Below are 22904 nucleotides of genomic sequence, written 5' to 3' on the forward strand. Positions count from 1 at the left end.
TCTATTATTCAAATTTTAAAATTAAAAAACCCGTTGAAGCAAAGCTCAAACGGGTTTTGTATATGTTCCAAACTCTACATATTACATTACTACCGCATTGAGCGAGATAGATAAATGATGATGTAGATTAAGTGTTTTCATTATAGTGCAAAATTAAACTAATAATTGATTCACTGAAATGCTTTTCAATTTTTAAGAGAAAATTAGTTATTTCCTAATATGATAGGCATTCCGTCTTTTCCAGAACCAATGACAATTACTTTAGAATTTTCTGACTTAGAAAGCTCTATAGTAGCTTGAATTCCTTTTTCCTGAAGAATCTTATCTGTTAAGGAAGCACTTAAAATTTCGTTTGCTCTTGCTTTACCTTCAGCTTCGATCTCCTGACGTTGTTTTTCTTTTGCCGCTTTTTCAAGTCGGAACTCATACTCTAAAGATTCCTGCTCTTGTTTCAATTTACGCTCAATAGCTTGTTTAATTGTAGCTGGCAAAGATACATCTCTAACTAGTATCCTATTAACTTGCACATATTGGTTTTTCAATAACTGCTGAGTTTCATCATACATTTCATTTTGTATGGATTCCCTTTTCTGTGCATAAAGCTCTTCAGGCTTATAACGACCTACAACAGTTCTGGAAGCAGATCTTACAGCAGGTTGGATTAGTTTGGGAATATAATTTTCACCTCTTTCTTTATGTAATAAACCGAGTTGATCGTAAGTTGGCTCAAACCAGATGGTAACATCCAGAGTAATATCCAATCCGTTAGATGAAAGAACTTTCATTGATTCATCGATAGTTTGCTGTCTTACGTCATAAACAAAAACAGAATTCCAGGGAGCTACAATATGAAATCCTTCTTCAAGAGGAGCTTCATCAGTAACAACACCCCCACCGAATCTTTCGAAGAGAACACCAGCTTGTCCTGAATTAATGTTTACTGTAGAGTTGGCAATAAAGATGATTCCTACTACTACAACTATAATAATAGGTACGATTGATTTTGGTAATCTTTCCATGTAATTAAATTTAAATTAGGCCTTTGTATTTTCTAAAAAACCATTCTAACCCCAAAGTTAGGGCTAATAAAAGAATAAGCCATTTAAAATTAATTAAACTCTCCGATTTTTTGATAGATTTTTGAATTGCTTTAGGCTTATTGATTTTAAGTAGAGAAATAAGTTTAGATTTTTCAGAAAAAAGATAAATATTCTCTTTTTCGATTAACTTTTGGAGATCTTCAATGTTTGCATTTTCAAATTGCATTTCTGCCGAAAAATCAAGAATTTCAAACTTACCATTTCGTCTTATATCGGTTTCAGGGCTTTCAATCGAGTACGAATAATTACCCGGCTTTAGTTCCGATAAACTGAAAGTATAAGCTTCACTGCTTTTTAGTAATCGAGAATTAATGACGTCACCAGACTTTAAATTCTCAAGCTTAATATTGAAGTCAAACCTAGTATCAATTTCAAAATTGGAATTATAGTAAAATACTTTTAAAACTTGATTATCTCCTGAATTTATGAGTGGTTCAACTTCTACTATAACTTCATTTTGAAATTTTGATTGAGATAAAAACTGAATAATCTTTTGAAAAGTTTTGTCAAATTCTGTGAAGGAAGAATTTTCTACGTAATGTCTTGTCCTCCACTTCCAAATATTTTCACCAAACAAAATTGATTGTTTGACATCATTTTCTGATCCAAAGATCCATAACGGCGATTCAACATCAATTCCGTTCAATTCTTTCTGAAGTAGAACTGAATAATTTCTGTTAAGTTGAAGGTCTCCAAACTTATCCTTCAATGGTGGATAAGTATTTAAATTCAATTCATTAACCAGAAATAAGGTGAAATCAGAATTTAAAGCGGAAGAATATTCTTCTGTAGATGCTATCAATTGTTTCTGAAATCCAAGGTTCAAACTATTTAAAAATCTATAATCAGTATTAGAACCACCAATTATGAAGTAATTTATTTTCTTTTCTATTACAGAATTTATTACGTTTCTAAATGAAAGTTGAGGCTGATAAAAAATGACAAGATCATATTCTGACACGTTTATTGGATCTTCAATAGTTTTATAATCAAATTCAAGCTCTTTACTTGATTCTAAAACCCTATTAAAAAAACCAATATCTGGATGAATTAAGTCTGAAATCAAAAGAACTTTTGATCTTGAATCAATGACATCTATAGAACTGATTTTCTCATTATTACTGATATTTTTTTCTCCAGAAATTGGTTGTAATCGAACTTTCAAGATTTTAGTACCAACTGATACTGCAGGCAATAAAAATTCAGTTTTAACAGAACTACCCGCTAGCATTTCTAAATTTTTAGAAGCTAAAACTTTTCCGTTTTCAACCACTTCCAATCTTTGAGTCGTTGATTCTTGATTATTATGACTGACGAAAACTTCTACAGGAAATTTATTTTTCAGATAGGTATAATTATTAAGATTAACCAAATCTATTTTAGAATCTATTTCTGAAATGGTATCACCAAGGATTAAGGCATTCGTAGAAATATTATTATTGAAAGATTTAAGACTGTAATCCTCTCCTATTGTTTGGTTTCCATCTGTAGAAATGATCAGCCTATTGTTATCTTTCTCAATGCTATTGACATATTCTATTAGCCTGGAAATGTCAGTATTAGGTTCAGAAAAAGACAAAGAATCGTCTAGTGATGACAAATTGGAGCCAAATTTTATAAGATCAATAGTGTAGCTATCATTCAGCTCCTCGTCATTACGAATTTCATTAACGAATTGATTAATCTGACTAGGCTTAGAAAGTTTTTTAATCGATTCTGAATTATCGAAGGCAAAGATTAATTTTGGCTTCTCCAAACTGTAGCTGGTTGCATCAATTTCTGGATTGATGAGTAACACTCCAAGCAAAAAAAAAGACAAAAATCTAAAAAGTGCTAGGACTCTTTGAGTTTTGTCTTTAAGTAGATTTCGATATAATATCAAAGTCAAACCCAATGCACATGCAAGATTCAGCAAAAGCAGTAGCATAAGTTGACTTGACATCATTATTTTTTAAGTTAACATCCCACCGTCTACACTTAGAGTCTGACCAGTAATGTAAGAACTCATGTCACTGGCAAGGAAAACACAAGCATTGGCAATATCTTCTGGCTGTCCGCCACGTTTTAGCGGAATAGCTTGTCTCCAACCTTCAACTGTTTTTTCATCTAACTTTTCGGTCATTTCAGTTTCAATAAAACCTGGAGCAACAACGTTGGAACGGATATTTCTGGAACCTAATTCCAAAGCAACAGATTTAGAAAAACCAATAATTCCAGCTTTTGAAGCAGAATAATTAGCTTGTCCAGCGTTGCCTTTTATACCAACAACAGAACTGATATTGATAATACTACCGTGTCTTTGTTTGAGCATAGGTCTTAATACTGCTTTGGTCAAATTGAAAACAGAATTCAAATTCACTTTGATCACTTTATCAAAATCATCCTCACTCATTCTCATTAAAAGATTATCTTTTGTGATTCCTGCATTATTGATCAATACATCAATATTTCCAAAATCCTTAATAACGTCATCTGCAAGTTTTTGAGCCTGCTCAAAGTCTGAAGCATCAGACTGGTAAGCCTTTGCATTAACGCCGAAAGTTTTCAAGTGTTCTTCCAACTCTTGAGCAGAGCTTGATGAAGAATTGTAAGTAAAAGCGACATTTGCACCATGTTGAGCAAAAACTTCTGCGATGCCTTTACCAATGCCTCGGCTACCGCCAGTAATAATCACATTTTTAGAGTCAAGTAATTTCATAAAGCTAAGAGTTTAAATATAAAAAGCCCTTTGTAAATTAAACAAAGGGCTTTATAGTAAAATATTATTTAGATAAAACTTCTGCTACTTTTTTACCAATTTCTGCTGGAGAATCGACAACATGAATTCCAGAATCCTTTAAAATTTTTTTCTTGGCTTGAGCCGTATCTTCGCTTCCACCTACAATAGCACCAGCGTGTCCCATAGTTCTACCTGCAGGAGCAGTTTCTCCAGCGATAAAACCAATAACAGGTTTTTTACTACCATTTTCTTTATACCACTTTGCAGCTTCTGCTTCAAGTTGTCCACCAATTTCACCAATCATCACAACACATTCAGTTTCTGAATCGCCAACGAGCATTTCAACAGCATCTTTGGTTGTCGTTCCTATGATTGGGTCTCCACCAATACCAATTGCTGTAGTGATTCCATATCCTTCTTTTACTACTTGATCTGCAGCTTCATAAGTAAGTGTTCCAGATTTTGAAACGATACCCACTTTACCCTTTTTGAAAACAAAACCTGGCATAATACCAACTTTAGCTTCTTCAGGAGTAATTACACCTGGACAGTTAGGACCAATTAATCTGCAATCTTTGCCTTTAATATAATCTGAAGCTTTGATCATATCTTTTACAGGTATGCCTTCAGTAATGGCAATAATGACTTTTATACCAGCGTCAGCAGCTTCCATGATAGCATCTGCAGCAAATGCTGGCGGTACAAAAATTATAGATGTATCTGCTCCAGCTTTTTCTACAGCTTCAGAAACTGTATTAAATACAGGTTTTCCTAAATGCTCTGTTCCACCCTTGCCAGGAGTCACACCACCAACAATGTTAGTCCCGTAGTCAATCATTTGTTCTGCATGAAAAGAGCCTTCACTTCCTGTAAAGCCTTGAACAATTATTTTTGAATCTTTATTTACTAAAACGCTCATAAGTATGTTTAATTTATGTTGAACAAAAGTAATTTTTTAGGACGAGCCCTAAAAATTATTAAGAAGTTTATTATTTAATTGTAATCGTTTATATAAGAGAAAATACCATCAAGTCCATCTTCGCTTGGCTGTGACATAATAAAACCTCTATAGAGCTTCTCATCTTTGATCTCCCAAATGCTAAAAAAATTTGCTAGGCCAATAAGGTCTGAAGATTCCATAATTTCAACGTTGTAAGTAAACCTTGCGCAAACTTTGTTATTTTCCTCAATAAAGTGAGAAAACTCGGGAGACATAGTTTCAAATGATTTACCCATTTCTGTAGACATTGATCTAAACTTTTCGTAGTCAAATTGAAAAAAGCCTTTACTACTATTCCAATCAATTCTTATTTTCGGATGAATGTATTTTTCAAAATCTGCTATATTTTTATAATATTTTGATGAGAAAAAATTTTTGACCAATTTTTTATTGTCTGAACTCATAAATTCTTCAATTTTTGAATGATTTCCGGGATTCTGCTTATATATCCTAATTCTCTGTACTTTTTTCTAATATCATCAGCTGGTGTTCCAAAATAGGTAGTATCAGGTTTTAAATCTTTGCTAATCCCAGATTGAGCTAAAATTACAACCCTCTTTCCTATGGTGAGTCCGCTGGCAATACCAACCTGACCCCAGATGGTGACTTCATCTTCAATCACGACACAACCTGCAATTCCTGTTTGTGAAGCAATAAGACATTTCTTTCCAATTATTGTGTCGTGACCTACTTGCACTTGATTGTCAATTTTGGTTCCTTCACCAATACTGGTTATTCCAGAGACCCCTTTATCTATAGAACACAAAGCACCAATTTCTACATTATCACTTATTCTGATACTTCCACCAGAAAGGAGTTTATCATGGTAAGTTGGTCGGTTTTTATAATAAAAAGCATCTGCTCCTAAAACAGTACCAGCGTGAATCTGGACATTATTACCAATTTCAACCCCATCATAAATTGAAACATTGCTGTGAATAAGACAATTGTCTCCAATTTTTACATTGTTTCCAATGAAGACATTGGGTTGTATAATGGTGTTTTCCCCAATTTCTGCTGAATTGGATAAAGATTGATGCGATGTTTCAAAAGGAGAAAAATGGGCTGTTATTTTATTAAAGTCTGAAAACGGATCCTCGGAAACTAATAAAGCTTTACCTTCAGGACAATCCACTTCTTTATTTATAAGAACAACGCTAGCTTTAGACTCTAAAGCTTTATCATAGTATTTAGGATGATCAACGAAAACAATATCACCATGTTCTACTACATGAATTTCATTGATTCCTAAAATTTTAAAATCAGGTTCACCAACAAATTCAGCATTGATAAGATCAGATATTTGTTTAAGAGTTTGCGGTTGAGGGAACTTCATTTAATCAACTTATTCTTTAATTCTTTCTTTGTAAGTTCCTTTTTCAGTTTCAACTTTTACTTTGTCTCCTTCATTGATAAATAAAGGAACGTTCACTTCTGCACCAGTTTCTAATGTTGCCGGCTTTGTAGCGTTGGTTGCTGTATTGCCTTTCAATCCTGGTTCAGTTTGAGTCACCTCAAGAACAACGTGTGGTGGCATGTCTACAGAAAGAGGCATATTATCTTCAGTATTGATAAGAATACTAACAACTTCTCCTTCTTTCAATAAATTCGGCATATCCAAAGCAGCCTCCAAAAGTCGGATTTGCGTAAAGTCTTCTACGTGCATAAAGTGATAAAACTCACCTTCCTGGTATAAAAACTGGTATTTATGCGTTTCAACTCTTACTTCTTCAATTTTATGACCAGCAGAAAAGGTGTTGTCGATGACTTTTCCGGTGGTTACACTTTTTAACTTAGTTCTTACGAAAGCTGGCCCTTTACCAGGCTTTACGTGAAGAAATTCAGTTACTTTAAATATATCATGATTGTAACGTATGCACAATCCATTTCTAATGTCGCTTGTTGTAGCCATAATTATTTAATTTGAAAAATATCCTTTCATGATTCCTCTCTGTGAATCTTTTATAAACTGAAGTATTTCATCTCTTTCTGGAGTCGCTTCCATTTCAGCCTCAATGATGGAAACTGCTTGTGTATTGTTATAGTTCTTTTGATAAAGAATTCTATAAATGTTTTGAATTTCCCTTATTTTATCGGTGTCAAACCCTCTACGCCTTAGCCCAACGGAATTGATACCCACATAGGATAATGGCTCTCTTCCAGCTTTCACAAATGGAGGAACATCCTTTCTTACCAGGGAACCGCCTGTAATGAAAGCGTGCCTTCCTACACTGCAAAATTGTTGTACAGCAGCCATTCCTGCTAAAACAGCATAATCTCCAACAGTAATGTGTCCCGCTAGGGTACTGTTGTTGGAAAACACACAATTATTGCCAACAATACAATCGTGAGCAATATGGCAATAGGCCATGATCCAGCAATTTTTACCGATTTTAGTTTTCATCTTATCGCTTGTGCCACGGTTAATAGTCACACATTCGCGAATAGTTGTGTTATCGCCTATTTCAGTGATCGTGTCTTCGTCTTCAAATTTTTTATCCTGTGGAACAGCAGAAATAACAGCTCCGGGAAAAATGCTTACATTTTTTCCAATACGAGCGCCTTCCATAATTGTAACATTAGAACCAATCCAAGTTCCTTCGCCAATTTCAACATTATTATGAATGGTTGTAAAAGGCTCTATCACCACATTTTTGGCGATTTTTGCCCCAGGATGAACGTATGCTAAAGGTTGATTCATGTTATTTAGATTTTACAAGTTGAGCCATGAGTTCAGCCTCACAGGCTAGTTTGTCATTTGCATAAGCATAGCCTTGCATATGACAAATTCCACGTCTTATGGGAGTTATAAGTTCTAGTTTAAAAATAAGAGTATCTCCGGGAACTACTTGCTGCTTAAATTTTACTTTATCTATTTTAATGAAATAAGTCAAATAATTTTCTGGATCTTCAACACTACTTAAAGCTAAGATTCCTCCTGTTTGAGCCATAGCTTCAATCTGAAGGACTCCTGGCATAACAGGTTTTCCAGGAAAATGTCCCACAAAAAAGGGCTCATTCATAGTGACATTTTTAGTCCCTATCACAGATTTGTCCGTCAATTCAAATATTTTATCAACGAGTAAAAATGGTGATCTGTGCGGGAGCCTTTTCATGATTTCCGTCACATCATAAAGCGGAGGCTTGTTAAGATCAAACTTGGGTACCTTATTTCTTTTTTCTGTTTTTATAATTTTCGCTAGTTTTTTAGCGAATTGTGTATTTATAGTATGACCTGGCTTGTTTGCAATAACCTTACCTCTAATGTGAGTTCCAACCAAGGCTAAGTCGCCAATTACATCAAGTAACTTATGTCTGGCAGCTTCATTTGGGTAATGAAGTGTTAGATTATCTAAAATACCGTTTGGTTTTACTGAAATTTCGTCTTTACCAAAAGCTTCCTTCAGTCTAACCATTGTATCTGGAGAGAGTTCTTTGTCTACATAAACAATTGCATTATTGAGATCTCCACCTTTTATAAGGCCATTAGCTAACATCGCTTCAAGCTCATGCAAAAAGCTAAAGGTTCTTGAATCTGCGATTTCTTTTTTGAAATCGCTCATCGTATTTAAATATGCATTTTGTGTTCCCAAAACTTTTGTTCCGAAGTCAACCATTGTTGTGACCTGGTATTCATTTGCAGGCATTACAATAATTTCAGAACCCGATTCTTCGTCTTTAAAAGAAATAACATCCTCTACAATAAATTCATCTCTAGGTGCATCTTGCTCTTCAATCCCAGCTTTTTCAAGTGCCTCTACAAAAAACTTAGAAGAACCGTCCATTATAGGCGGTTCTGAAGCATTGAGCTCTAAAAGAACATTATCTATTCCTAAACCAATGCAAGCCGCAAGAACATGTTCTGATGTTTGAATAATTACTCCGTTCTTCTCTAGACTTGTTCCACGATCTGTATTGGTAACTAAACCAGCGTCTGCTGGGATGATGGGTTCTCCCTCAAGGTCAACCCTTTTGAAAGAAAATCCATGATTGATAGGAGCTGGTTTAAAAGTAAGTGTTACGTTTTGACCAGTATGAAGTCCTACTCCGTGAAGAGAAACTTCGTTTTTTATGGTAGTTTGATTATTGATTTTCATTCTTAGAAAGTTGTTTTTCAATAGTGTCTATGCGGTTGATAATTTTTGGAAAATTTCTAAAATGAACATAAGATTTATTAAAGTCACTATAACCAAAAGCTGGAGAACCTTGTATAGCTTCGTCATTTTTAATATTTCTTCCCACTCCCGTTTGAGCCTGAATTCTTACGCGATCTCCTATTTTGATATGTCCAGCAACACCAACTTGACCACCAATAAGGCAATTTTTACCAATCTTGGTAGATCCAGCAATCCCCGTTTGTGCAGCAATTGCTGTATGCTCTCCAATTTCGACATTATGTGCTATTTGGATTTGATTATCCAATTTCACTCCCCTCCTTATAATCGTTGAACCTAAAGTTGCTCTATCTATAGTTGTCGCTGCTCCAATGTCTACGTGGTCTTCAATAATTACATTTCCAATTTGTGGAATTTTTGAATACTCTCCATTATCTGATGGCGAAAATCCAAATCCATCAGCACCTATGATAACACCACTGTGAAAAGTGCAATGGCTGCCAATTTGTGTTTCAGAATATATTTTACTTCCTGCGAATATTGTAACATGATCTCCGATAGTTACATTATCTCCAATATAAACGTTGGGATAAATTTTTACCTTATTACCAATAACAACATTTTCTCCAATATAGGTGAATGCTCCAATGTAAGGCTCTTCTCCCAACTTAGCAGAATCTGAGATAGAACTTGGAGTTTCAATTCCCTTTTTGTCTAACTTAATTTGGTTATAAACTTCTAAGAGTTTTGAAAAGGCTTCGTAAGAATCCTCAACCTTTATGAGTGTTGTTGAAATTGGTTGATTTTTTTCAAAAGTTTTGTTGACTATACAAATACTAGCTTCAGTTTCGTAGATGTATGACGTATATTTTGGATTGGATAAAAAAGTTAATGACCCCTCTTTACCTTCCTCTATTTTGGAAAGTTTATCGACTTCAACATCGGGATTTCCCTCGATTGTTCCGTCTAATATATCTGCTATTTGTTGAGCTGTAAATTTCATTGTGGCAAAAATAGAAAAAAACGGTTAATTATTGGATTTTGGATGACATATGTAGTATTTCACAACAGCCTTCGATAGTGCTTTCAGGTTTAATTGATCTGAGGCTGAAGATACATCTTTGATTTTGCCATTTTTATACCAGATATTAATATGTTCTTTATCAGGTTGGTAAGCAAGGTTTGATGTCGATCCTTCAAACACAAAAAACTCCGCATCTGACTCTGAAATATTAAAATGTTTACTTGCTTTTTTTAAATATTCTTCAAGTTTTTTAGGATCTACAGGTTCATTTTTTAATTTAACTTTAAGTAAATCGCGATTCAAAATCATTTGACTCAACTTACTCAAAACAAAATCGTCATGATATTGCCAGACTTTAACAGCTGAAATTATATCATAATCATCTAGTTTGGAAAATAACTCAAGAGTTGAATCGTCAAAATTTTCAGAATCAATTTTATTCCTTAAAAAAAAGTTTAAAGTTGAATTTTCAATCTTCACCTGAGAGATTTCAAAGACAAATTTAGCTCTGCGTAAAAGTCTTATTAAAATCTGCTCGGCACAGAGACTAGTTTTATGTAAGTAAACCTGCCAATACATAAGTCGACGGGCAACTAAAAATTTTTCAATTGAATAAATTCCCTTTTCTTCAACGACAAGCTCATCATCAACTACATTCAGCATGTTGATCAGTCGTTCGCTATTAATATTACCTTCTGCTACACCTGTATAAAAACTATCTCGTTTTAAATAGTCCAAACGATCAATATCAAGCTGACTCGAAATGAGCTGACAAAGAAATTTTTTATGATGATTCCCTCTGAAAATATCAATTGCTAAAGTAAGTTGACCATCAAATTCAGAATTAAGTTTATTCATGAACTCAAGTGAAAGGTATTCATGTGAAATATCACTTACAATGGAATGCTCCAATGCATGTGAAAAAGGACCATGGCCTATATCATGAAGTAAAATGGCAATTTGCACAGACTCTTCCTCCTCCTCAGTAATATCAACCCCTTTGGATTTTAATATATCAATTGATTTCTTCATGAGATGAAGACAGCCAAGCGCGTGATGAAACCTGGTGTGATTTGCTCCAGGATACACTAAATGCGAAAGCCCCATTTGAGTAATACGTCTTAATCTTTGAAAATATGGGTGTTCAATAAGATCAAAAATTAAAGCACTCGGAATGGTAATAAATCCATAAATAGGATCGTTTATTATTTTAAGTTTGTTCCTTTGGTTCAATTCAAAAATATTTTAAAAAAACAAATATACAGCTATATATGTCAAAGATAAAAGTACTCTGGGTGGATGATGAGATTGATTTACTGAAGCCACATATATTGTTTTTGGAGAAAAAATCCTATGAGGTTACAACTTGTCAAAGCGGCTCTGAAGCAATTGACGAAGTTGCCAAAACCAGGTTTGATATTGTTTTTCTTGATGAAAATATGCCAGGACTTACCGGGCTTGAAACATTGAATGAACTTAAAGGCATCAGAAGTGACTTACCCGTCATCATGATTACCAAAAGTGAAGAGGAATATATTATGGAAGAAGCTATTGGATCGAAAATAGCAGATTACCTTATTAAACCTGTCAACCCAAACCAAATCCTCCTTAGCTTAAAGAAAAATCTCGATCACTCCAGATTGATTTCAGAAAAAACAACTCTAAATTATCAGCAGGAATTTAGAAAGATTTCTATGGAATTGACCAATGTGAACTCTTACCAGGAATGGATTGATTTATATCTTAAACTGATTTATTGGGAGTTGGAACTTGAAACTGTTGAAGATAGTGGCATGTTTGAAATTCTCGAATCTCAAAAAAACGAGGCCAATATTGAATTCTGTAAATTCATAGAACAAAATTACCCTACTTGGTTTGAGAAAAACTCAGAAGCTCCTACCCTATCACACACTTTATTCAAATCCAAAATACTACCAGAACTATCTAAAGAGCAACCCACATTGCTGGTTGTTGTTGATAATCTGAGGTATGATCAATGGAAGTCATTTGAATCTACAATTGCCAATCATTACAAAAAAAGTAAGGAGGAGCCTTACTTCAGTATTTTACCAACCGCCACTCAATATGCTAGAAATGCATTATTTTCTGGACTTACCCCATCTGATATGGAAAAAATTTATCCAGAATATTGGTTAAATGATACCGAGGAAGGCGGAAAAAATCAATTTGAAAAGGAATTTCTTGAAGCTCAGCTTGATAGGCTTGGAAAGAATTATAAAACCCAGTACCACAAAATCACTAATGTAGCTAAAGGTAAAAAGCTAGCTGAAAATTTTAGAAGTCAAAAGGACAATGATTTAACTGTTTTAGTTTACAACTTTGTCGATATGTTATCTCATTCTAAAACAGAATTGGAGGTCATCAAAGAACTCGCATCAAATGATAAATCTTACCGATCTCTAACTCAAAGCTGGTTTAAAAATTCACCTTTGCTTGATATTATTCAGCAGGCGCAAAACTTAGGATTTAAATTAATAATGACTACAGACCACGGGACTATAAATGTAAAACACCCATCAAAAGTAATAGGTGATAAAAACACAAGTTTAAATCTAAGGTACAAAACGGGTAAAAGTCTTACCTATAATGAAAAAGATGTTGTGGTTGCAAAAGATCCCAAAAAAATACATCTTCCAAGTATCAATATGTCAAGTTCATTTATTTTTGCGAAAGAAAATTATTTTTTAGCCTATCCAAATAACTACAATTATTACGTGAATTATTATAGAAATTCATACCAGCACGGCGGAATTTCTCTTGAAGAGATGATAATCCCATTTGTAGTTATGGAGCCAAAATAAAGACATGAAATTAAGTTATAAAATCGAAGATCTTAATAGAATTGCAACTCAAATCTTAAAGGAAGCCAATTCAAAATACATCTTATTTTCTGGTGAAATGGGCACTGGAAAAACAACACTTATTAAGGAGCTCGTCAAGCTACTTGGGAGTGAAAATAAAGTATCAAGCCCCACATTTTCTCTGGTCAATGAATATGAAGGTGAAAACGATGATATCTACCATTTCGATTTCTATAGAATTGATGATGAAACTGAAGCTTATGATATGGGATTTGAAGACTACCTGGATGACCAGCATTACGTGTTTATAGAGTGGCCGGAAAAAATACCAAATCTTTGGCCGGAACATTATACCCACATACAGTTGGGGTTGAATGAAGATAATTCCCGTTCACTGAGCCTTGATGAGTTTTAAATAATTTAGAAGAGTTTCCGGTATATTTTAATTATTTTCGCTTAACTAAACATATCAATGAATCCACACTCTTCAAAATCACCTTTTTCTACTTCAGAATTACTTCCTCAAGAGGAAATGCTTGAAATACAACATTCCAAAGGAGAGTTGTTTATTGGCTTACCGAAGGAAACTTCTTATCAAGAAAAAAGAGTTTGTCTTACTCCAGATGCTGTCAACGCACTAACTCAAAATGGGCATAGAGTTTTGATAGAAAGCGAGGCTGGGCTGCAAGCCAATTTTAGTGATAAAGATTATAGTGAAGCTGGTGGTGAAGTAACCAAAGACACTAATAAAGTTTTTGCGTGCCCAATTATTCTTAAGGTTGCTCCACCTTCAAAAGAAGAGTTACAGATGATCAAACCTCAGGCTATTTTGATTTCTGCTCTTCAGCTTAAAACAAGGAACAAAGCATATTTTGAAACTCTAGCCAAAAAGAGGATTACGGCTCTGGCATTTGAATTTATTAAAGATCAGTTTGGGGGATATCCTGCTGTAAGAGCACTGAGTGAAATTGCTGGCACTTCTTCAATTTTAATAGCTTCGGAGCTTTTATCAAACATGTCTGGAGGAAATGGACTTATGTTTGGTAACATAAGCGGTGTTCCACCGATTGATGTCGTTGTTTTGGGAGCTGGAACAGTTGGTGAATTTGCAACGAGAAGTGCTTTAGGATTGGGTGCCGGAGTTAAAGTTTTCGATAGCTCTCTTACAAAATTACGTTGTTTACAGAGTAATCTTGGCCGACCTATATTCACATCTACTTTACAACCTAAAATTCTTCTGAAGGCTTTGAAAAGAGCTGATGTCGTTATTGGTGCTGTAAGAGGGGCCAATAGAGCGCCAATTATAGTTAATGATGAAATGGTCAAAAAAATGAAAAAAGGTGCTGTCATTATTGATGTGAGCATCGATATGGGTGGCTGCATCGAGTCTTCTATAATGACGACACATGATAGGCCAACTTTTCAAAAGCACGATGTCATACATTATTGTGTGCCAAATATTCCTTCAAGGTATTCTAGAACAGCATCTCTTTCTATAAGTAATATTTTCACCCCATATCTACTTCAGATTGGTGAAGAAGGGGGCCTTGAGCCAGCTTTAAGAATCGATTCAGGACTTAGGAATGGTCTCTACTTTTATCATGGGATTTTGACAAGTAAATCTGTTGCAGACTGGTTTGATCTTAACCACAGAGATCCAAATTTACTTATTTTTTAAAAAAATTACATGAAATTTATTCATAGACTAGGATATTACTTATCTGGATTTGTTGTAGGGATTATAATGCTAATGTTTTTCTTAGGTGGAAAGAAAACCTCTTGTGATTGGGGATTAGATGCAAGGGTTTTAAAAAATATGAGAAACAAAGAACGAATAGTTGAAACAGATGCTTTGATGTTTTTTAAAGAAAATAAAATCGATACGGCAATTATCTCTTATGTATTAAAATCCGGTGATGTCAACTTCAAAAAAAGTAACATTGAAGCTAAGCCTTGTAAAATTTATCAGGTTGAAGGTGTTGTAAATAGTAAGGAACTCGGATTTATTTTTGAAAATTGCGATTCTACAGCAGTACTTAAAAGAGTATTTAATTTAAATTGATTTTATTTTTTTATGCAAACTTTTATTTTATGTTTGTTAGTATCTAAACCAATATAGAATGAAACGTATTATTATCGACTACAAAAAGCTTACGCCCGAAATACTCTCCCTTCTTGTACAAAAATATCCAGATGGTTACGATGATAGAGATGTAGTTGTTTTTAAAAATTCCAAAAATGAAACCATTGAGGCCGTGGAGGTAAAAACTGATGATACAATTTACTTGGTGAAGATTAGCACAAGACTTGAAGATACGATGACAAAGTTTGATGTTGAAGATTACGAAGAAGATGAAATGGAGATGAATTATGTCGATTTACCCCAAAAAGAGGAAGATGACGAAGAAGATGATTAAGTAGTTATTTATCAATATATTATACGTTAAAAGCCAGATAAATCTGGCTTTTATGTTTTCAAAACATTAAGAAATTATTTCACTGCTTTAAAGTAATTCATATATTGATGATTCTTAAACAGGCATATGAAAAAGATTTTACTCCTTTTATCGATTGTTTTATTGAGCTGTCAATCCGAAACTAAAGTTAAAGAAGACGAAAACGCAGAAAAATTTTCTAGAGATCTTGAAGCGATTAAAGAAAGCGGAACTCTCAGAGCTCTTACCATATATTCTGGTACTACTTATTTCCTATATAAAGGCCGTCCAATGGGTTTTGAGTACGAACTTTTGGAACGGTTGGCAAAGGACTTGGATGTGGAGCTAGAAATGGTAGTCGCCAAAGATGAAAATGACCTCGTCGACTTATTGCAAAAAGGAGAAGGTGATCTTTTAGCATACGGTTATACCATAACTGAGTCCAGAAAAAAGCAAATAAATTTTACTACCCCACTTTATCTCTCCCATCAAGTACTGGTTCAAAAAAAACCTGAAAATTGGAGACGTATGAAGCTTCATGAAATTAAAAATTACTTAGTTACAAACCCAGTTGAACTTATTGGGGACACAATTTCTGTAAAACGCAATTCATCGTATGCATCACGTGTTAAAAATCTATCCAACGAGCTAGGTGGAAACATTTTTATTGATACCCTTAGAGGTACCTTATCGACAGATAAAATCATAAAAAAAGTAGCTGAAGGCGACATTAAATATACTATTGCAGATGAAAATATAGCCTTTATTAATTCTTCTTATTATCCCATTTTAGATATAAGTACATCACTTAGTTTATCTCAACGAATAGGATGGGCAGTGCGGAAAAGAGATACTACATTACTTTCAACTGTGAATCAATGGTTGGAAAATGCCAAAAAAACCACCGACTACCATGTTATCTATAATAAATACTTTAAAAATAAGAGACTTTATAAAAAGAGAGTGGTTAGTAATTTTTATAGTTTAAATGAGAATAAAATAAGTCCCTATGACGACATTATAAAAGAAAACGCAGATCTAATTAATTGGGATTGGAGACTATTAGCTTCTGTAGCTTACCAAGAGTCTCAATTTAAACCAGACAGGAACTCTTGGGCTGGTGCTAGTGGTTTAATGCAAATTATGCCAGCAACAGCAAGAGAACTTGGTGTCACAGATCCTTATAATCCTGAACAAAGTCTCAGAGCTGGTTCTAAATATCTAGATCAAATGCTCAGTAGTCATGAAAATGTTACCGACAGTATTCAACGTATAAAATTTGCCCTAGGTTCTTACAACTGCGGGTTATATCACGTTAAGGACGCTCAAAAATTAGCTAAAAAACAAGGTTTGGATCCTTTAGTTTGGGACAATAATGTTGAGTTAGCACTATTAGATTTAAGTTTTCCAGAACATTACAACAAAGACTTCATTAAATACGGTTACGTAAGAGGTGAAGAACCTTTTAATTACGTGAAGGAAATATTCAAAAGGTATGAACACTATAAAAAGTTCATAGACAATTAATTAGATAATTGTTGCTTTAAAATCACCTTTAGTTTACTTTTTATATCTTCAGATGCATCAGTAAGCATTTGTTCATTAGTAGGATATTCAACAGGACCACTTCTTAGTAAATAGGTTTCGTCTTTATCTAAAATCCTGGAATCTCCATCGAAATTTGCGAATCGGTTTTCAAATACAAAAACGCTTTCCAGGGGATATGTATTAATTTTTTGATCTTGTAAAAGATCAAAATAATTCACATTGGCAACTACTTTAACTTCCTTGGATTGAAGGGTTTCAAATAAAGTACCGCTAGCAACAACTGTAACATCTTCTTTAATTTTATTACCCCTGTCGTCTACAATATAATTTCCATTTCTATCTTTTTTATATCTCCATCCATCAACTATTTCTCGTTCTAAAGGAATTTGTCTTTCGATTAATCGTTCAGGAGAAAATTGAATGGAGGTAAAATTAATTTCAATAGAGTAATCATAGGAAATATCTTCTCTTTCATTCACGTGATATTCAGTCCAAAGATCATCCAGGTCCAAAGTGCTAAAATTAAGAAGCCTATCCTCTACCTGAGCTGGAATAATTTGCTGAGTGTCATTATAAAGTGAGACTAATATAAAGTCAATACCATTCAAGTAAGCTTCCCTTTTAAGTTGAGATACATTCTTGAAAGTCGGAGCTAATTTTTCTAATTCAACTAAGCTGTTGTAAGCTAATTGGCTATCAATTTTATCCTCAGATCTCAACAAGTCATTGGCCTTAGTATATAAATAATTGACATAATTTTCTTTACCGACTAGAATATTATCTGTAAAATCATAGAATATAAAATCAATGTTTTCATCTCTTGTATTTTTTAAAGGCAAAAGAGGTTTAATTTTATTCTGAATATTCTGAAGGCTTACGTAAGCTTCATACACCGGTTTTGAATTGTCTTTTAATGTTTCCCTTTCAAGAAAATCAATTCGTTCCAGAGCAGACGCTCTGTACTTTTCAAAAGATTGTTTAAGCAACAATGCATAAGCGGCACTTTTACCATTGGACTTGTTTTCCTGAAGTTTATGTACAGACCTATTTATAGCCTCGATGTAATTTCCAGAATTTAAGGCCTGCTGAGTTTTCTTGACTGAATTGCAAGAAATTAAAACAAGTGCACTAAAAAGAAGTATAAGTTTTTTCATTTTCAAAATTATATGATGTTACAAATGTAGATATTCTTTAATTGATAAATTTCTTAATTCATATGACTGTAAATCAAAATAGTATAAAATTTAATTTAAATTAAGTCTAAATAAACTTGTAGTATCTAATATTGAATATTAATTTTACGCGAAATTAAATTTTTATACATAATTATTCTAAATAAAGAAACATGAATTTAAAGCGCGTTACTGCAAGCTTATTGTTTTTATCTGTGAGTCTATTATCTGCTCAAGATCAAAAAACTGAACAAAAAGATTCAATTCAAGACCTAAAGGAGGTCACTATTATAGCCAATAAGTTACTGGGAAGTAAATTTGAAGCCAGAAACCGAACAGGTTCTGCTTATTTTCTATCTAAGCAAGAACTTATGCAACAAAACTACTCCGACATCAATAGAGTATTGGGTCAAATTCCAGGGGTAAATATTTATGAAGAAGATGGGTTCGGATTAAGACCCAACATAAGCTTGAGAGGTACTTCTCCAGAACGTTCTTCAAAAATCAACATTATGGAAGACGGAATACTACTGGCTCCTGCTCCTTATAGTGCTTCAGCAGCTTATTATTTCCCGAATGTGAATCGTATGCAATCAGTTGAAGTTCTGAAAGGTAGTAGCCAGATTCAATATGGACCAAACACTACAGGTGGTGCTATTAATTTTGTCTCTACAGAAATTCCTGAAGACTTTAACATCAATCTAAGATCGAGTTTTGGTAGTTACAATACACTGAATTCTTACGCAAATGTTGGGGATTCATTTGAAAACTTTGGCTATATGGTCGAGTATAACAGAAGACAATCTGAAGGATTCAAAAATCTTGATAATGGCGGAGATACGGGATTTGATATGAATGACGTGGTTGCAAAGTTTAGAATAAACACCAATGCAGACGCCAAAGTTTATCAGTCTTTAGATTTTAAATTTCAGTTTTCTGATGAACAATCGGATGAGACTTATTTAGGACTTACTGATGAGGATTTCAGCAGAACCCCATTTAGAAGATATGCAGGTTCTCAAGAGGATTTGATGGATACGGAGCACACACAATTTATGTTGACCCACACAGCAAAATTCAATGATTATTTCAGAATCACCACTACTGCTTACAGAAATGATTTTAAAAGAAATTGGTACAAATTGAATGATGTTTCTGCGGCTGGACAATCCAGTAGCATTGCTAATTTGCTTAACAATCCTGGAGACTTTCCTTTATTATTTGGAATCGTTGATGGGTCACAAGATTTTGCTGGTTCTGCTTTGAATTTAAAAAATAACAATAGAGAATATTACTCTCAAGGCATCCAAACTAAAGCAGATTACCACTTTTTAACTGGCGATGTCTACCATGACATAGAAGTTGGTTTAAGATATCATCAGGATGAGGAGGATCGTTTCCAGTGGGTAGATGGTTACAACATGATTAATGGCAATATGAATTTGATAGATGCTGGAGTTCCAGGAACAGATTCTAATAGAGTGACAGACGCAAAAGCGCTAGCAGCACATATTTTGTACAAATTGAAATATGGTAAATTGACTTTGACCCCCGGATTTAGATATGAAAACATCAAACTAGAACGAAATGACTACGGCAGTAATGACGTAAATAGAACTGGGATTAACTTATCATCAAGATCCAATGAAATCAATGAATTCATTCCAGGAATTGGTGCAAATTATAAGTTGAATCAGGAACTTTCGTTTTTTGGTGGTGTGCACAAAGGATTTTCTCCAGGTGGAACAAGACCTGAAGAAAGCTCTGAGCAGAGTGTGAATTATGAATTAGGTACACGCTTCAATCACAATGGACTTTCTGGTGAGGTTGTAGGTTTTTACAACGATTATAGTAATTTATTAGGAAGTGATTTTGCAGCAACAGGCGGTGTAGGTACTTTAGATCAATTTAACGCAGGAGAAGTAGATGTTAAAGGTATTGAAGCTCAAGCTGCTTTCGATTTTCTAAAAAGAAATTCTAACTTTAGTCTGCCACTAACTCTTTCTTACACCTTTACGGATGCTACTTTTCAAAATAATTTTGACAGTAATGTTGGTATCTGGGGAGAAGTATCTGATGGTGATGAAGTTCCCTACATTTCTAGACACCAATTCAACGCGGGTTTAAGCTTTATAGCTAACAAATTTGAAGCTCACGCCAATGCTAGATATAGAGGAGAATTTAGAACTCAAGCAGGTTCTGGAAGTATTCCGGCAAACGAAAAAGTTGGAAGTAATTTCATAGTAGATATTTCGGCCAAGTATCACTTAACTCAAAACTTTAGTTTGACTTCAAATGTCATTAATTTGCTTGATACAGAATATGAAGTAGCAAGAGTTCCAGCTGGATTAAGACCAGGTCATCCTTTCGGAATATACGGAGGTTTTGAATTTAGATTTTAATCTAAAAAGATAAAGTTTACAATTTAAAAGAGCTTGAATCATCAGGATTCAAGCTCTTTTTTGTGAAACAAATACTCTAGATTTTAATAAATTTCTTCGTCAAAGTCTTATTTCCATTATCGATTTGAATGAAATAAACACCAATTTGGAATGAATTTATATCTATTTCCAAATTTTCAGTATTATTTTGGTATAAAAGTTTACCCGATAAGTCAAAGATTGAAACCATTGCATCATCTTCAAGATTACCTTCGATTCTTATAATAGATTTAGATGGATTAGGAAAAATTGAAAACTCAAATTCTTCTGCTGAAAGTACTTCATTGATTCTGAATTTTATAACTTCTCTCACACCAAACTCACCTCCTTCTGCAATCACTTGGGAAGAATCGGTTTGAAGAGTGTAAGATCCTTCACCATATACACAACAAATCCCATCTCCTTCTGTGTCAAAAATCACCAATTCATAGCATTTCCCGGGCTCCACTTCAAATTGTTCAACATAAGTTGTATTATTTGTTAAATTACCTTGACTTTCTTCAATCACAATTCCAGACTCATCCAGCAAACTCCAGGATGTTTCAGAAGCATAATCATCTGTTAGTAAAGTAAATACAATTGAATCTGTTGTGAATCGAAAGTTTTCATAATTATCTATGCTTCGGTTGATAGAATTATTGTTAGTGAATTCGTCCTCTTGTCCATTAATCACTAATTCAGCTTGAAGTTGATTGCTAAAATTTAGGTCCAACGTTGTAGATGTTATGATATCTGTTTCTCCTGAAGACAGATTACCAGACCAGCTTACATTTTGCTCAGGTTCTGATCCAACCCTGTAGGTTAATGTCGCTCTAGTTATGTTTTCAACTCCATTATTGAGTATTCTAAAAACAGGAAAGGCTTCATCTCCACAAATTGGCTCATCTAGATCATCCAGTAACAATGCTGCATCGTAGGCAAAGGTTTCAGTTGGAGGATATTGACCTAAAACTTGAATTCCTCTGTCATTAGGGTCAAGCCATTCTTTGAGCCTAGAATCTATGCTATTTCCATAATCCCAGGACACATCAAATCTACCATAATAATCAAAAGCACCATTGTTTATAGTTCCATTACACGCTGCTGCTCCACCTGCTAGTTGACCAATAATCCTTCCATTTGGATCAAAAAGAGCAGAACCCGAAGAGCCTGGTTCTGTCACTCCCAGCTCCCACTCATCAAGGAACCAATTGTCCATATCGTCTATATTATTAAAAGGTCTTGAATTTTTAGAGGGACTGTCGTTGTCTCTGGATACTTTCATGATATCGCCTCTGGGATGGTGAATTCCGACAGCAAAATCTGGTATATCACCAGTTCGATCCCATCCTGCCCATACTAAGTCCCAGTTTCCTGGAAATGTTGCATTTATCTCTAAAAGTGCAAAATCTGACTTTGCATTATTTGCCAGTAAAGTGGCACCGCTTGCGGTTTGATTGAAACTGCTATTTGACGAATTTACAGTTGTAGAACATGAAGGGTTTGGACTTATCCAATCAAATCTGAAAGCCCAACTCCCCACAGAGCCTTCTAAACAATGATTGGCAGTTAAGAAATACTGCTTTCCATCGTTTTCTGTATTATTGATAAGGGTCCCAGAGCAAACGCTACTGCCGGTTAAAACCAACGCAACAGATTTTTTAAGTTCATCCTTAATATCATCAAAATCACTTCCAATAGGACAATCAACATCCAGGTTACAGTCTGCTGAATCGTTTAATTCTTTTTGTAATTCTGAAACTTCATTTACGCTTCTGTAACCGTGAATTACTTTCGATATATGTAATTGCCCTTTAAAATCTACATGCTTAGGCTCATAATATTCAATCCAAATGTTTTCTCCATCTATCAACCATGAACCAAATTGCATATCTGCTCTATTCTGAGAAGACGTGTAAGCACCTAAAAGATCAGTTTTTTTATTGTTATAGAAATATAATTTGGCTCCCTCTGGCAATAAAAATTCATCAAACATAAAATTTATAGTTTTTGCTCCTTTAGATTTTACATTCAAAAGCCAAACCTTTGACCCGTCTTTTAGCGTATTCCAAGTTCCATCTTTGAAACCTAAACTAACTTGATGTTCGTATCCAAAGCGAAAGGGCTTTTCTTGAAGTTGATCATTTATTTTATCCTGTTCTTGAAGTGTTTTTAAATCGAAGCTAGGAAGAGAAATTGATTTTTTTGAGACTAAATCCAGCTTCCAACTTTTTGGTTGTCCTGAATTAGTTACCTGAGCTTGAACAGAAAAGGATATAAAAACAGCAATAATTAGGTTAAAATAAAAAGTTTTCATGCCCGTTGTTTCTTCAAATATATCATATTTAAAATATCAATTTAAAAATACTGATAAATAATAATCTTTCCTCAGAAAATGAAACTTAAGTAGTGTTTCATAATTCAATTATTTAGATAATTTTGATTTGCTTATAATCTTAAGTTTTTATTGATTATTTTTTATAAAGTTGAAAACAGTCTAGGATATTTTAATATCGAAGCTTTTACATTACTAATATTTTTAAATGAGC

Annotated in this window: 20 protein-coding genes; 7 read left to right on the plus strand and 13 right to left on the minus strand. The window is 34.0% G+C overall.

What is annotated here, in order from left to right:
• Window positions 1-203: 203 nt before the first annotated feature.
• From LB452_RS07060 to LB452_RS07110, 11 genes are all read right to left on the minus strand, one after another.
• On the minus strand, window positions 204-1019 hold the full coding sequence (locus tag LB452_RS07060; RefSeq protein ID WP_224461032.1) for a prohibitin family protein: 816 nt from the start codon (window positions 1017-1019) through the stop codon (window positions 204-206).
• A 10-nt stretch (window positions 1020-1029) separates the two neighbouring features.
• Window positions 1030-3042: a hypothetical protein gene (locus LB452_RS07065; protein ID WP_224461033.1), complete on the minus strand. Its 2013-nt coding sequence runs from the start codon at window positions 3040-3042 to the stop codon at window positions 1030-1032.
• A 9-nt stretch (window positions 3043-3051) separates the two neighbouring features.
• Entirely contained in the window at window positions 3052-3798 is a 747-nt protein-coding gene (gene fabG / locus LB452_RS07070; RefSeq protein WP_224461034.1) for a 3-oxoacyl-[acyl-carrier-protein] reductase, read from the minus strand.
• Between the two features lie 64 nt (window positions 3799-3862).
• A complete protein-coding gene (gene sucD, locus LB452_RS07075; RefSeq protein WP_224461035.1) occupies window positions 3863-4738 on the minus strand; it encodes a succinate--CoA ligase subunit alpha in 876 nt (291 codons plus the stop codon).
• Between the two features lie 74 nt (window positions 4739-4812).
• Entirely contained in the window at window positions 4813-5223 is a 411-nt protein-coding gene (locus tag LB452_RS07080) for a hypothetical protein (protein ID WP_224461036.1), read from the minus strand.
• The gene (locus LB452_RS07085) at window positions 5220-6155 is read right to left on the minus strand and encodes a UDP-3-O-(3-hydroxymyristoyl)glucosamine N-acyltransferase (RefSeq protein ID WP_224461037.1); all 936 of its coding nucleotides are present in this window, start codon (window positions 6153-6155) and stop codon (window positions 5220-5222) included. Before LB452_RS07085 ends, LB452_RS07080 begins: the two co-directional genes overlap by 4 nt.
• 9 nt (window positions 6156-6164) lie before the next feature.
• Window positions 6165-6731: an elongation factor P gene (gene efp / locus LB452_RS07090; protein ID WP_224461038.1), complete on the minus strand. Its 567-nt coding sequence runs from the start codon at window positions 6729-6731 to the stop codon at window positions 6165-6167.
• Window positions 6732-6737: 6 nt separating this feature from the next.
• Window positions 6738-7520: an acyl-ACP--UDP-N-acetylglucosamine O-acyltransferase gene (gene lpxA / locus LB452_RS07095; protein WP_224461039.1), complete on the minus strand. Its 783-nt coding sequence runs from the start codon at window positions 7518-7520 to the stop codon at window positions 6738-6740.
• Between the two features lies 1 nt (window position 7521).
• Window positions 7522-8916 (minus strand): bifunctional UDP-3-O-[3-hydroxymyristoyl] N-acetylglucosamine deacetylase/3-hydroxyacyl-ACP dehydratase, encoded by a 1395-nt coding sequence (locus LB452_RS07100; RefSeq protein WP_224461040.1) that lies wholly within the window; start codon window positions 8914-8916, stop codon window positions 7522-7524.
• Window positions 8903-9937, minus strand: a complete 1035-nt coding sequence (gene lpxD / locus LB452_RS07105; protein ID WP_224461041.1) for a UDP-3-O-(3-hydroxymyristoyl)glucosamine N-acyltransferase — start codon at window positions 9935-9937, stop codon at window positions 8903-8905. Before lpxD ends, LB452_RS07100 begins: the two co-directional genes overlap by 14 nt.
• Window positions 9938-9961: 24 nt before the next feature.
• The gene (locus LB452_RS07110; RefSeq protein WP_224461042.1) at window positions 9962-11191 is read right to left on the minus strand and encodes an HD domain-containing protein; all 1230 of its coding nucleotides are present in this window, start codon (window positions 11189-11191) and stop codon (window positions 9962-9964) included.
• Window positions 11192-11229: 38 nt separating this feature from the next.
• On the opposite strand from LB452_RS07110, the gene porX reads away from it, so the two are divergent.
• The 6 genes from porX to LB452_RS07140 all read left to right on the plus strand — a co-directional run bounded on the left by porX (window position 11230) and on the right by LB452_RS07140 (window position 16742).
• A complete protein-coding gene (gene porX / locus LB452_RS07115) occupies window positions 11230-12780 on the plus strand; it encodes a T9SS response regulator signal transducer PorX (RefSeq protein ID WP_224461043.1) in 1551 nt (516 codons plus the stop codon).
• A 4-nt stretch (window positions 12781-12784) separates the two neighbouring features.
• Entirely contained in the window at window positions 12785-13195 is a 411-nt protein-coding gene (gene tsaE / locus LB452_RS07120) for a tRNA (adenosine(37)-N6)-threonylcarbamoyltransferase complex ATPase subunit type 1 TsaE (RefSeq protein WP_224461044.1), read from the plus strand.
• Between the two features lie 57 nt (window positions 13196-13252).
• Window positions 13253-14458 carry an alanine dehydrogenase gene (locus LB452_RS07125; protein ID WP_224461045.1) on the plus strand — a complete coding sequence of 402 codons (1206 nt, stop codon included), beginning with the start codon at window positions 13253-13255 and terminating at the stop codon, window positions 14456-14458.
• 9 nt (window positions 14459-14467) lie between these two features.
• A complete protein-coding gene (locus LB452_RS07130) occupies window positions 14468-14842 on the plus strand; it encodes a DUF4258 domain-containing protein (RefSeq protein ID WP_224461046.1) in 375 nt (124 codons plus the stop codon).
• 58 nt (window positions 14843-14900) lie between these two features.
• The gene (locus LB452_RS07135; protein WP_224461047.1) at window positions 14901-15197 is read left to right on the plus strand and encodes a hypothetical protein; all 297 of its coding nucleotides are present in this window, start codon (window positions 14901-14903) and stop codon (window positions 15195-15197) included.
• Window positions 15198-15323: 126 nt separating this feature from the next.
• Complete coding sequence (locus LB452_RS07140) at window positions 15324-16742, plus strand: MltF family protein (RefSeq protein ID WP_224461048.1); 1419 nt, start codon at window positions 15324-15326, stop codon at window positions 16740-16742.
• Here the strand turns inward: LB452_RS07140 and LB452_RS07145 are convergent.
• Window positions 16739-17917 (minus strand): hypothetical protein, encoded by a 1179-nt coding sequence (locus LB452_RS07145; RefSeq protein ID WP_224461049.1) that lies wholly within the window; start codon window positions 17915-17917, stop codon window positions 16739-16741. The two genes, LB452_RS07140 and LB452_RS07145, sit on opposite strands and share 4 nt — an antisense overlap.
• Window positions 17918-18108: 191 nt before the next feature.
• On the opposite strand from LB452_RS07145, the gene LB452_RS07150 reads away from it, so the two are divergent.
• The gene (locus tag LB452_RS07150) at window positions 18109-20337 is read left to right on the plus strand and encodes a TonB-dependent receptor family protein (RefSeq protein WP_224461050.1); all 2229 of its coding nucleotides are present in this window, start codon (window positions 18109-18111) and stop codon (window positions 20335-20337) included.
• A 76-nt stretch (window positions 20338-20413) separates the two neighbouring features.
• Here the strand turns inward: LB452_RS07150 and LB452_RS07155 are convergent, their stop codons facing one another.
• Entirely contained in the window at window positions 20414-22672 is a 2259-nt protein-coding gene (locus tag LB452_RS07155; RefSeq protein ID WP_224461051.1) for a T9SS type A sorting domain-containing protein, read from the minus strand.
• Window positions 22673-22904 lie beyond the last annotated feature (232 nt).

The sequence above is a fragment of the Psychroflexus longus genome, assembly GCF_020164595.1.
GTDB lineage: Bacteria > Bacteroidota > Bacteroidia > Flavobacteriales > Flavobacteriaceae > Psychroflexus > Psychroflexus longus.